Source organism: Streptomyces sp. CA-249302 (genome assembly GCF_050936785.1).
Lineage (GTDB): Bacteria > Actinomycetota > Actinomycetes > Streptomycetales > Streptomycetaceae > Streptomyces.
The window spans coordinates 2,657,275-2,669,201 of sequence record NZ_JBNJMG010000001.1 but is presented as its reverse complement, the minus strand read 5'-3'; the positions used below and the strand labels follow the sequence as shown (position 1 = coordinate 2,669,201).

At 70.6% G+C, this 11,927-nt stretch carries 9 protein-coding genes and 1 pseudogene; 5 read left to right on the top strand and 5 right to left on the bottom strand.

Annotated features, from left to right (window positions below):
• Positions 1 to 73 precede the first annotated feature (73 nt).
• Complete coding sequence (gene uvrA / locus ACQEWB_RS12030) at positions 74 to 3,118, top strand: excinuclease ABC subunit UvrA (RefSeq protein WP_432829950.1); 3,045 nt, start codon at positions 74 to 76, stop codon at positions 3,116 to 3,118.
• Positions 3,119 to 3,220: 102 nt separating this feature from the next.
• On the opposite strand, the gene ACQEWB_RS12025 is transcribed toward uvrA, so the two are convergent.
• The gene (locus ACQEWB_RS12025) at positions 3,221 to 3,808 is read right to left on the bottom strand and encodes a YceI family protein (protein WP_432829948.1); all 588 of its coding nucleotides are present in this window, start codon (positions 3,806 to 3,808) and stop codon (positions 3,221 to 3,223) included.
• Positions 3,809 to 3,908: 100 nt separating this feature from the next.
• On the opposite strand from ACQEWB_RS12025, the gene ACQEWB_RS12020 reads away from it, so the two are divergent.
• Entirely contained in the window at positions 3,909 to 4,766 is an 858-nt protein-coding gene (locus tag ACQEWB_RS12020; RefSeq protein WP_432829946.1) for a helix-turn-helix domain-containing protein, read from the top strand.
• A 104-nt stretch (positions 4,767 to 4,870) separates the two neighbouring features.
• Here the strand turns inward: ACQEWB_RS12020 and ACQEWB_RS12015 are convergent, their stop codons facing one another.
• Both ACQEWB_RS12015 and ACQEWB_RS12010 read right to left on the bottom strand, forming a co-directional pair.
• On the bottom strand, positions 4,871 to 5,782 hold the full coding sequence (locus tag ACQEWB_RS12015; protein WP_432829944.1) for a carbohydrate kinase family protein: 912 nt from the start codon (positions 5,780 to 5,782) through the stop codon (positions 4,871 to 4,873).
• Positions 5,779 to 6,870 carry a LacI family DNA-binding transcriptional regulator gene (locus ACQEWB_RS12010; protein WP_432829942.1) on the bottom strand — a complete coding sequence of 364 codons (1,092 nt, stop codon included), beginning with the start codon at positions 6,868 to 6,870 and terminating at the stop codon, positions 5,779 to 5,781. The genes ACQEWB_RS12015 and ACQEWB_RS12010 overlap by 4 nt, the downstream gene beginning before the upstream one ends.
• Before the next feature lie 237 nt (positions 6,871 to 7,107).
• Between ACQEWB_RS12010 and ACQEWB_RS12005 the strand changes: the two are divergent.
• Positions 7,108 to 7,308: pseudogene (locus ACQEWB_RS12005) on the top strand (Rieske (2Fe-2S) protein); the annotation flags it as partial.
• 89 nt (positions 7,309 to 7,397) lie between these two features.
• Here ACQEWB_RS12005 and ACQEWB_RS12000 read toward each other — a convergent pair.
• Positions 7,398 to 8,354, bottom strand: coding sequence for a hypothetical protein (locus ACQEWB_RS12000; RefSeq protein WP_432829940.1), 957 nt, complete (start codon positions 8,352 to 8,354; stop codon positions 7,398 to 7,400).
• A gap of 211 nt (positions 8,355 to 8,565) precedes the next feature.
• Positions 8,566 to 8,940: a response regulator gene (locus ACQEWB_RS11995; RefSeq protein ID WP_432829938.1), complete on the bottom strand. Its 375-nt coding sequence runs from the start codon at positions 8,938 to 8,940 to the stop codon at positions 8,566 to 8,568.
• Positions 8,941 to 9,147: 207 nt separating this feature from the next.
• Between ACQEWB_RS11995 and ACQEWB_RS11990 the strand changes: the two genes are divergently transcribed.
• On the top strand, positions 9,148 to 10,503 hold the full coding sequence (locus tag ACQEWB_RS11990; protein ID WP_432829936.1) for an ABC transporter substrate-binding protein: 1,356 nt from the start codon (positions 9,148 to 9,150) through the stop codon (positions 10,501 to 10,503).
• Entirely contained in the window at positions 10,500 to 11,873 is a 1,374-nt protein-coding gene (locus ACQEWB_RS11985; protein ID WP_432829934.1) for an extracellular solute-binding protein, read from the top strand. Before ACQEWB_RS11990 ends, ACQEWB_RS11985 begins: the two co-directional genes overlap by 4 nt.
• Positions 11,874 to 11,927: the final 54 nt, after the last annotated feature.

Sequence of the window (11,927 nt, the reverse complement as noted above, 5' to 3'; positions counted from 1 at the left end):
TCCCCCTAGTCTGAGAAAGCACGGGGGCCTCGCCCCTGTCACTCCTCTCAAGCCAAGAAAGGTGCGGACCGGCGTGGCCGACCGTCTCATCGTCCGTGGCGCGCGCGAGCACAACCTCAAGAATGTCTCGCTCGACCTGCCGCGCGACTCGCTCATCGTCTTCACGGGCCTGTCGGGGTCGGGCAAGTCCTCGCTGGCCTTCGACACCATTTTCGCCGAGGGACAGCGGCGCTACGTGGAGTCGCTCTCCTCGTACGCCCGCCAGTTCCTCGGCCAGATGGACAAGCCGGACGTCGACTTCATCGAAGGTCTCTCGCCCGCCGTCTCCATCGACCAGAAGTCGACCTCGCGCAACCCGCGCTCGACGGTCGGCACCATCACCGAGGTCTACGACTACCTGCGGCTGCTCTTCGCGCGCATCGGCAAGCCGCACTGTCCCCAGTGCGGCCGCCCGATCTCGCGCCAGTCGCCGCAGGCCATCGTCGACCGGGTCCTGGAGCTGCCGGAGGGGAGCCGCTTCCAGGTGCTCTCGCCCCTGGTGCGCGAGCGCAAGGGAGAGTTCGTCGATCTCTTCGCCGATCTCCAGACCAAGGGTTACAGCCGCGCGCGGGTGGACGGCGAGACCGTCCAGCTCTCCAACCCGCCCACTCTGAAGAAGCAGGAGAAGCACACCATCGAGGTGGTCATCGACCGCCTCACGGTGAAGGACTCCGCCAAGCGCCGCCTCACCGACTCCGTGGAGACCGCTCTCGGGCTCGCCGGCGGCATGGTCGTGCTCGACTTCGTCGACCTCCCCGAGGACGACCCGGAGCGCGAGCGCATGTTCTCGGAGCATCTGTACTGCCCGTACGACGACCTGTCCTTCGAGGAGCTGGAGCCCCGCTCCTTCTCCTTCAACTCGCCCTTCGGCGCCTGCCCCGACTGCTCCGGCATCGGCACGCGCATGGAGGTCGACCCCGAGCTGATCGTCCCGGACGAGGACAAGTCCCTCGACGAGGGCGCCATCCACCCCTGGTCGCACGGGCACACCAAGGACTACTTCGGCCGTCTGATCGGCGCCCTCGCCGACGCGTTGGGATTCCGGACGGACATCCCCTTCGCCGGCCTGCCGCAGCGCGCCAAGAAGGCGCTGCTGTACGGCCACAAGACGCAGATCGAGGTCCGGTACCGCAACCGGTATGGGCGCGAGCGTGTTTACACGACGCCCTTCGAAGGCGCTGTCCCCTTCGTGAAGCGCCGGCACAGCGAGGCCGAGAGCGACGCCAGCCGCGAGCGCTTCGAGGGCTATATGCGCGAGGTGCCCTGCCCCACCTGTGAGGGCACGCGCCTGAAGCCGATCGTCCTGGCGGTCACCGTCATGGAGAAGTCGATCGCCGAGGTCTCCGCGATGTCCATCAGCGACTGCGCGGACTTCCTGGGTGAGCAGAAGCTCAACGCCCGTGACAAGAAGATCGCCGAGCGCGTGCTGAAGGAGGTCAACGAGCGGCTGCGCTTCCTGGTCGACGTCGGCCTCGACTACCTCTCGCTCAACCGCGCGGCCGGCACGCTCTCCGGCGGCGAGGCCCAGCGCATCCGCCTGGCCACCCAGATCGGCTCCGGTCTCGTCGGCGTCCTCTACGTCCTCGACGAGCCGTCCATCGGCCTGCACCAGCGCGACAACCACCGGCTGATCGAGACCCTCGTCCGCCTGCGCGACATGGGCAACACGCTCATCGTCGTCGAGCACGACGAGGACACCATCAAGGTCGCCGACTGGGTCGTCGACATCGGCCCCGGCGCGGGCGAGCACGGCGGCAAGGTGGTGCACAGCGGCCACCTCAAGGAGCTGCTCACCAACGCCGAGTCGCAGACCGGTCAGTACCTGTCCGGCAAGAAGTCGATCCCGCTGCCCGACATCCGGCGCCCGCAGGACCCGACCCGCCGGCTCACGGTGCACGGCGCCCGCGAGAACAACCTCCAGGACATCGACGTCTCCTTCCCGCTGGGCGTGTTCACGGCCGTCACGGGTGTGTCCGGCTCCGGCAAATCGACGCTGGTCAACGACATCCTGTACACGCACCTGGCCCGTGAGCTGAACGGCGCGAGGAGCGTGCCCGGCCGGCACACGCGCGTGGACGGCGACGACCTCGTCGACAAGGTCGTGCACGTCGACCAGTCGCCCATCGGCCGTACCCCGCGCTCCAACCCGGCGACGTACACCGGCGTCTTCGACCACGTCCGCAAGCTGTTCGCCGAGACCACCGAGGCGAAGGTCCGCGGCTACCTGCCGGGCCGCTTCTCCTTCAACGTCAAGGGCGGCCGCTGCGAGAACTGCGCGGGCGACGGCACCATCAAGATCGAGATGAACTTCCTCCCGGACGTCTACGTCCCGTGCGAGGTCTGCCACGGCGCCCGGTACAACCGGGAGACCCTGGAGGTCCACTACAAGGGCAAGTCCATCGCCGAGGTCCTGAACATGCCCATCGAAGAGGCCATGAACTTCTTCGAGGCCGTGCCGGCGATCAACCGCCACCTCAAGACGCTCAACGACGTCGGTCTCGGCTACGTCCGTCTCGGCCAGTCCGCGACCACCCTGTCCGGCGGTGAGGCGCAGCGCGTGAAGCTCGCGAGCGAGTTGCAGAAGCGCTCCACCGGACGCACGGTGTACGTCCTGGACGAGCCGACCACCGGTCTGCACTTCGAGGACATCAGCAAGCTCCTGAAGGTCCTGTCAGGCCTGGTCGACAAGGGCAACACGGTCATCGTCATCGAGCACAACCTCGACGTGATCAAGACCGCGGACTGGGTCGTGGACATGGGCCCCGAGGGTGGCGCGGGCGGCGGACTCGTCGTCGCGGAGGGCACGCCGGAGGAGGTCGCCGGAGTCCCGACCAGCCACACCGGCAAGTTCCTGCGGGAGATCCTCGGCGCCGACCGCATCAGCGACGCGGCCTCGGTGAAGGCCCCGCGCAAGGCGGCGGCCAGGAAGACGGTCGCGGCCAAGTCGACGGCGAAGAAGACGGCGACGGCCAAGACCGCTGCGGCCGGGACCACCAACAACACGGCCACGAAGAAGGCGGCCGCGGCCACCAAGAAGGCGACCCCGGCGAAGAAGACGACGAGGGCGCGGAAGGCCTGAAGCCCACGAGAGGCCTGATACCTACGAGCAACACGGCCTGACAAATCCAGAAAAGTACGGTGCCTCGCGGGAACTTCCCGCGGGGCACCGCTCGTTCAACCATCAGCCACCCTGGCCCTGCGGTCCGACGGGTTCCACGAACTGCATGTCCAGATGAACCTTGACAACATCACCGAGAAAACCGGCTCCGAAGTCCAGCCCGAAGTCGCTGCGCCGGATCTCACCCGTCGCCTCGAACCCGGCGTGCTTCCTCTGCTCCACAGGATGGTCCACGGCCCCGCCGAACTCGACGGCGAGTGTGACCGGGCGGGTCACGTCCCCGATGGTCAGGTCCCCTTCCATCGACCAGTCCTCACCCCGCCCGGACACGCGCGTGGAGCGGAAGGACATCGTCGGCCGCTTCTGCACGTCGAGCAGTTCGGCCGAGCGGGTATGCGCGTCCCGGTCGGAGTTCCCGGTGTCAACAGAGGCAAGAGCGATATCGGCACTCACCCGCACCTCGTCGGCCGTACCGCCGACGGACAGCCCGGCCGTGAAGTCGGTGAACCGGCCGCGCACCTTGGCGATCCCGAGGTGCCGGATGGTGAAGTTGACGGCCGAGTGCAGCGGGTCGAGCTCCCAGTCGCCGGGCGCGAGCGGCAGAGCGGCGACGGACGTGGCGGCGGAGTTCGCGGGGTTGTCGTAAGTCATGTCCCCACCCTGCGAGTTCCGGGCCGGGGAAGGGAGGCCGGGCGAAGAGTGGTAGTGACAGGGACATCCTCCGCGGCGGCACGCGTTGTACGTTCGACAGGTGAGCGACAACGAGTTGGGGACCTTCCTGCGCACCCACCGTGAAGCCGTCACGCCCGCGGAGGTGGGCCTGCCCACGGGCTCCCGTCGCCGCACACCAGGGCTGCGCCGAGCCGAGCTGGCCACCCTCGCCGGCATCAGCGTCGAGTACCTCACCCGGCTCGAACAGGGACGTGACCGCAACCCCTCGCCCCAGGTACTGAGCGCCCTCAGCGAAGCCCTGCGGCTGACGACCCCGGACCACATCCTGCTGGCCCGCCTGGCCAAGGAACACGGCGTGGACAAGGTGCTCTGCCAGTCGGCCACCGCACCACCGGTCCGCACCGTACGCCCGACCCTCCGGGCACTTCTCGACCGCCTGGAGCCCGCCCCGGCCGTCCTGCTCAACTGGATCGGCGACATCGTGGCCCACACCCGGGGATACGAGCGGTACGCCGGCCCCCTGGGCCTGCTCGACGGCGATCCGCCCAACATCGTGCGGTTCCTGTTCACCGACGACCGGGCGCACACCGTGTACCCCGACTGGGACCGGCTCGCTGACGAGCAGATCGCCCACCTCCGCAGCGAGGCCTCGCTGCACGACCCCCATGTCGCCGCCCTGGCCGCGGAGTTGGCGGTGACGGCGGGCGCGGCGTTCAGGGACCGGCTCGCCGCCGTCCCGGCCATGCCCGCCCGGGCCGGCACCGATCTCGTCGACCACCCGGAGGCGGGCCGCCTGCGCCTGTCGTACGAGACGCTCACCCTGCCGGAAGAGGGTCAGCGCCTGGTCGTCCACATCCCCGCCGACGAGGCCACAGCCACGGCCCTCGACCGCCTCAACGGGCGCCGACCGGGAGCGTTGCGCGCGGTGAGCGGCTGACTCAGGCACCGCACGGGCGTCCCGAAGAGGAACGGCCCTTGAAGGCGGCGGCCTCGAAAGGGAAGGGTCGCTGCAAGCGGGTGGCGCCCAGAGCCGAACCGCTCCTACACCTCGCCCACTTCGGAGGCATACGGCGGTTCGGCGCCAGCCCGGGAGCATGTGATCGCCGCCGCGCGTGCCGCGAACCGGAGCAGGTGGGTCCAGCCGTCGCGGCCGAGGTCGAGGAGCGCCTCCGAGGACAGGGCGTCCCGGGTGGACAGGCCGTGCAGCAGGGCCGCGTTCACCGTGTCGCCGGCGCCGATCGTGTCGACGACGTCGACCTTCTCGCCCGGCACGGGGTACACGGCCCCACCCCGGACGAAGGCGGTGAGACCGTCGCCGCCGTGGGTGATCACGACGGCCGCGGGGCCGGCGGCCAGCCAGTCACGCGGGGTGCCGCCCAGCCAGTGGGCGTCCTCCTCGGAGAGCTTGAGCAGCGACACCGAGGGCAGCCAGTTCCTGAACCGCGCGCGGTAGGCGTCCGCGTCGGGGATCAGCCCCGCCCGGATGTTGGGGTCGAGCGCGGTGAACACGCCCTGGGCGGCCGCGGTCCGCAGCAGGCTCTCGTAGGCGGTAGCCCCCGGTTCCAGGACGAGCGAACAGGTGCCGAAGGACACGGCTCGCGTGGCGGCGGGGAGTGACTCGGGGGCGGTGAACAGGCGGTCGGCGGTGCCGTCGACGTAGAAGGAGTAGGAGGCCGAGCCGTTCCCGTCGAGCGTGGCGACCGCGAGCGTGGTCGGCTCGGTGCCGCGCTGCACGGCGGAGATGTCGACACCTGCCCCGCGGAGCCCGTCGAGGAGGGCCTCGCCGAAGGCGTCCTGCGAGGTGCGGGAGCAGAAGGCGGTGGGGGAGCCGAGGCGGCCCAGGGCCACGGCGGTGTTGTACGGGCCGCCGCCGAGCGCGGGCTGCAGCCCCGCGAGGGCACCCGTGCCCTGCGGTACCAGGTCGATCAGGGCCTCACCGGCGACGACGATCACGAGACGGTTCCTTCCGCGAAGTTCTGGGGCTGCTGATGCTTGGCAGGCTGACCGGATCGAGCGGGCAGGTGTCCCTCCGGGCACCCGCACGAAGTCCGGTGGACGAAGGCACAGGGAAGCCGCACCGTGCGACCGGGCCGGTCCGGGGCGGCGAGGCGGTCGAGGAGCACCCGAACCGCCTGGGCGCCGATCTCCCTGCTGGGCTGGGCGATCGCGGTGAGCCGGGGGGAGAACAGGTCCGCCCAGGCGAAGTCGTCGAAGCAGCACAGGGCGATGTCGCCCGGCACGGACAGGCCGTGGTCGCGCAGGGCGCGCAACGTGCCGATGGTCATGGCGTTGTTGGCGGTGACGAGAGCCGTGGGCGGGGCGGCGAGGGAGAGCAGGGCCGCGGTGGCCCGTTCTGCGCCGGCCGACTCGGAGTCGCCGTGAACCAGGAGGCGTTCGTCGTGGGGGAGGCCGGCGGTGGCCAGGCCGTGCCGGTAGCCGGCGATGCGTTCGCGGGTGGTGCTGAGCCCGGGCAGGCCGGCGACCAGGGCGATGCGGCGGTGGCCGAGCTCCGCGAGATGGGTGACGAGCCGGGCGGTCGGCTCGGTGTTCTCGGCGCAGACCTGGTCGCAGCGGGGCGTGCGATCGGCCGGTGGGTCGACGAGCCGGTCGAGGAAGACGGTCGGGACCTCGTGGCGGCCGAGGTAGGCGACGAGTTCACGCGGGTCGGCGGAGGGGGCGACGATCATGCCGTCCACGCGGCGTTCGTGCAGCAGTTGGACGACCTTGCGCTCGTGCTCCGGGTCGTCGTGCGGGTCGGCTATGAGCAGGCTGTAGCCCTGTTCCAGGGCGCCGGCCTCGACGCCCTGGAGGATCTCCGTGAAGTACGGGTTGCTGATCGCCGACACCGCGAGCCCGATGGAGCGGGTGCGGGAGGTCACCAGGGAGCGGGCCAGGGTGTTTGGGGTGTAGCCGAGGCGGTCGATCGCGTCCAGGACGGCCTGGCGGGTGCGGGGGAGGACCGGCCGGGTGTCGTTGAGGACGTGCGAGACGGTCGCCACGGACACCCCGGCGCTCCGTGCGACATCGGCCATGGTGGCCATCCCGTCCCCCTCACCGGCTCGACTCCCCGGTCCGGCGCGAACCCCTCGCGCGGACCCTCCGGCGGGGAACGTATCCCATCCGAGCACGCACGTAAACGCTTGCGCAATCGTTTACGTCCCCTCAACCCGCCCCAAGCCGGAACGTCAGTGCGGACGCGCTCCGACCAGTGCGGACCCGCCCCGCCCAGTCCAGATTCCCCCTGGAGCCCCGGATGACCGTCCGCCACGGACGGCTAGTTGAAGGCGTACAGCACGATCTGCGCACACGTGCAGTGCCCGATCAACGAGCTGGAGGGGACGACGCTGGTCTGCCCGTGCCACGGCAGCGAGTTCGACGCCGTGACCGGCAAGGTGGTGTGCTCTCCGGCGACCGAGCCGCTGCACGAGCTGCCGGTGGAGGCCAGGAACTACAGGATCGTCGCGGGGCCGGCGGACTGAAGGACGGCGGTCTCACTCCGAGGTCACTCCCCGCCCGTCCCGAGGTCACTTCCAGCCCGCCCCGAGGCCACCTCCGGCCCGTCCCGGGGTCACTCCCAGTCCCACCCGATCCCCACGACCCCCGTCCGCACCCGCGGTTCGACGAGGTGGACCGAGCGGTGGTGGCCGCTGAGGGGGAGTTCCTGGCGGCCGCTGCGGGGGGCCGCCGGGGAGTGCTGGGCGAAGCGGTGGCAGCGCAGTGGGAGGGCGCGTTCGTCGAAGTGGACCTGGAGGGCGTACTGCCCGCCCGCCGGCCCGAATCCGCGGACGTACTCGCGCGAGACACCGGCGGTGCCGTCCTCGACGCCGTAGCGGAAGAGGAAGGTGTCGCCGGCCCGCAGCCGGGTGTCGAAGAGCAGCTCGGCCACGAGCACCCCGGTGTCGTGGTGCAGGCGCACGCGTCCCGTGCGGCAGTTCTCCAGGGCCTGCACCCGCATGCGCTCCGGCGCGCACCCCGGGTCGCCGTGGTGGACGGCCACGAAGCGGTCGACGCCGTCCTTGTGGGCGCGCACGATGTGGTGAGACTCGCGCCCCGCGAGTTCACGGCGCGCCCCTATGCGCACCCGCTCGTGGTGCCCGAGGGTGTGCAGCCCGCCGTCCGGCGGCAGGTTCAGCTCGGTCAGCATCCGGTCGAGGACGTCGGAGGCCTGCACCAGGGAGCGGTACGAGCGGGCCGCGGTCCGCTGCCCGGAGGTGTGCTCGTCGGACTCGGCGAGCAGCCGGATCAGCGACTCCTCCGGGAGTTGGAGGATCTCCTCCAGCGCGCGTACGGCGCGTAGGGACTCGGGGCGCTGCGGGCGGCGGGCGCCCTGCTGCCAGTAACTCAGGCTGGTGACGCCGACCTTGACGCCGTAGCGCGACAGATGGTGCTGCACCCGCTGCAGCGGCAGTCCACGGGCGGCGATGGCGGCGCGCAGCGCGACGTGGAAGGGGCCGCCTCGCAGGGCCGAGTCCAGTTCCGCGGTGGCGACGGCGGTGTCGTCCGCGTGCTGTGTGGCGTGCGGCATGCAGGGGCCTTTCTGTGTGTGCTCGCTACGGCTGGTCGGGCCGGGTTCGCGCTGGTGTCCGGGGCCACCCCGTCGGCGTCGGGGGGTCTTCACATCCGTACGCCGTCGTTCACGGCCCCGAGTTCCCCCGCATTGAAGCGTGTTGACCAAGTCCCGACAACACCTGATGCCCAACAGCCGCGTACTCCTGGCCGAGACCCGATCAGCGGCCTCAAGTCGGCGCGGCCGTGCCGTCGTTGCCGAGCACCTCCCGGATCGCCCGTGCGGACAGGTCGGACTTGTGCAGGAAGCCGCGGGCCGGACTGACGGCGACCAGTTCCTGGAAGTCCTCGAGGGAGTGGGTGGAGATCAGGATGATGACGGAGGAGACCCGGCCGGCCAGTTCGGCCGCGACGTCGAAACCGCTCTCGCCGTCGAGGTCGAGGTCCACCAGGACGATGTCGGGGGCCAGTTCGGCCGCCCGCGCGAGCGCCTCCGCACCCGTCGAGGCCATGCCGACGACAGGTACGCCGTCGCGTTCGAGCAGGGTCCGTGCGGCCTCCAGGAACCGGATGCTGTCATCGACGAGAAGACAGCGCATGGACATGCGGACAGCGTCCCAACAGGCAGGTGATTGCGCTTTCCAGCTACCCGGAAAGAGTCGACGCGGCGCGGTACCGGTCAGCTGGAATGTGCTGAAGGCCTGTGCCGAATGGGCGGGTTCGCGGTTACCCCGCGCAGCGGCACGTCACCGGCGGTAGCATGAGCGCGCCCTGGGGATGGCCGCGTACGTCCGGTCGAGTGGGGGTGCGCTATGAAGGCGTCGCTCAGCAGGATTCTGGTCTCGGGGCTGGTGGGCACCGCCCTGTTGCTGGCCGGATGCGGTGGCGGGGGAGGTGACGGCAAGGCGCAGAAGGCGCACGGCGACACCACCTGCGACGGCAGGATCGACGGCACCGCGCATGTGACGGTGTGGTACCACTCGGGCCCGGTGACCGAGGTCGGCACGCTGGCCGAGCAGGTCGCGGACTTCAACAAGGCGCAGAAGAACGTGCGCGTCGAACTCGTCAAGCTCCCCGAGCAGCGCCCCTACTCCGAACTGGTCGAATCCGCCGCGGCCAGCGGCGACCTGCCGGACCTGCTCGACTTCGACGGCCCGAACCTCTACAGCTACGCCTGGTCCGGCAAGCTCAAGCCGATCGACTCCTGCGTGCCGAAGAGCGTCCGAGACGACCTGCTGCCCTCCGTCCGCCAACAGGGCACGTACGCGGGGCGGTTGTGGGGCATCGGCGCCTTCGACTCCGGGATGGGGCTGTACGTACGGCCGTCGGTGCTGAAGAAGGCGGGGGTTCGCATCCCCAAGGGCACCGGCGACGCCTGGACCGCCGACGAGCTGACCGGCATCCTGGCCAGGCTCCGCAAGCTGGGGTACCGGGCACCGCTCGACATCGGACTCCCGTACGTCGGGAAGGGCGACGAGTGGAACACGTACGGCTTCGCACCCGCGGTGTGGTCGGCGGGCGGCGACCTCATCGACCCGAAGACCTTCCGCACCGCCGACGGCTTCCTGAACAGCCCGGAGTCCGTCAGGGCACTGACCGTCATGCAGAGCTGGAGCAAGGCGGGCTACATCGACCCCGACAAGGACGAGAAGGCCTTCGACAAGGGTCGTAGCGTCATCGCCTGGAGCGGCCACTGGCGGTACCCGGAGTACACGAAGGTGTTCCCGGGCGACGTGGCGATCGTGCCGCTGCCCGACTTCGGGCAGGGCACCGTCACCGGCATGGGTTCCTGGCAGTGGGGCATCACCTCCGGCGCCACCGACGGCGACGCGGTGTGGAGCTTCCTCGCCTATCTGCTCAAGCCCGAGCAGGTGCACCGGATGAGCGTCGCCAACGGCGGCATCCCCGCCACCGGCAGCGCAGTGAAGCTGTCACCGGCCTTCGACACCGGCGGCGGCGAGCACCTCTTCATCGAGCAGCTGCGCGACGGCATCGCGCATCCGCGTCCGCAGACTCCCGCCTACCCGGCGATCACCGACGCCTTCGGCACAGCCTTCGCGAAGATCATGCTGCACGGGGCCCCGGTGCAGGCCACGCTCGACCAGGCGGTCAAGGCCATCGACAAGGATCTGGCGGCCCACGACGGCTATCCGCAGAAGGGGTCATGACCCAGCCGGCCCCGGCCCGGCGGACCCGTACGGCAACCGCGCTCCTGCTGGCCGGGGCCCTCCTGCTCGCGGGGTGTTCGGGCGGCGGGGACTCGGACGACCGGCCGGCGAATCCCCGTACCGACGCGACCTGCGACGGCAGGATCGAGGGCACCTCGCAGATCACCATGTGGTTCCACTCGCCGTCCGCGCAGGGCGAGTTGCAGATCCTGCGCGATCAGGTACGGAGGTTCGATGCGTCCCAGCAAGCAGTCCGGGTCCGCCTGGTGGACCTCCCCGAGGGTGGCGACTACGACGCCGAGATCCGTGCCGCGGCGGCCGACGGGACGCTGCCGGACCTGCTCGACTTCGACGCGCCGAAGCTCTTCGCCCAGGCCTGGGCGGGTCGGCTGCGGCCGCTCGGCTCCTGTCTGCCCGACGGTCTGCGGGCCGACCTGCTCCCCTCCGTCCACCAACAGGGCACCTACCGGGGTGAGTTGTTCGGCCTCGGAACCTTCGACTCCGGACTCGGGCTGTACGTCCGCCCGTCGGTGCTGAAGAAGGCCGGCATCCGCCTCCCCAGGGGCACCACGGACGCCTGGACCGCAGACGAGTTCACGGGCATCCTGAGGAAACTCCGCAAGGCGGGACACCGGGCGCCCCTCACGCTCGGGCTCCGGTTCGCGACACCGGGCTCGGAGTGGAACACGTACGGCTTCGCGCCCGCGGTGTGGTCGGCGGGAGGTGACCTCATCGATCCGAAGAACTACCGCACGGCCGACGGCTTCCTGAACGGCCCGCAGGCCGTCCGGGCGCTCACGACCATGCAGGGATGGGCCGAGGCGGGCCTCGTCGACCCTGACAAGGACGACCGGGCCTTCGACGAGGGCCGCAGCGTCATCTCCTGGAGCGGCCACTGGCGGTACCGCGAGTACACCGAGGCCTTCCCGGAGGACGTGGCGATCGTGCCGCTGCCGGACTTCGGCCACGGCACCGTCACCGGCATGGGCTCCTGGCAGTGGGCGATCCCCGCCACCAGCGTCGATCCGGACGCCGTCTGGCGCTTCCTGGCCTTCCTCCTGAGCCCCGACGAGGTGGTGCGCATGACGGACGTCAACGGCGCGATACCGGCGACCCGTTCGGCGATCGCCCGCACCGAGCAGTTCGCCGGGACCGGCCCCGAACGGCTGTACATCGAGCAACTGCAGAACGGCACCGCCCGCCCCCGCCCCCGCACCCCCGCCTACGCGGCGGTCACCGACGCCTTCTCCCGTGCCTTCGCGAGGATCGTCTTCGACCGGGCCCCCGTCCAGGCCGAGCTCGACCGGGCGGTCCGGGCCATCGACAAGGACCTCGCGGACCACCAGTACTACCCGCCCACCGGCCGCTGAGGACCGGCCGTGCGTCGCCCCCCGCCCTTTCGAAGACTCGGGTCCACGACGTCC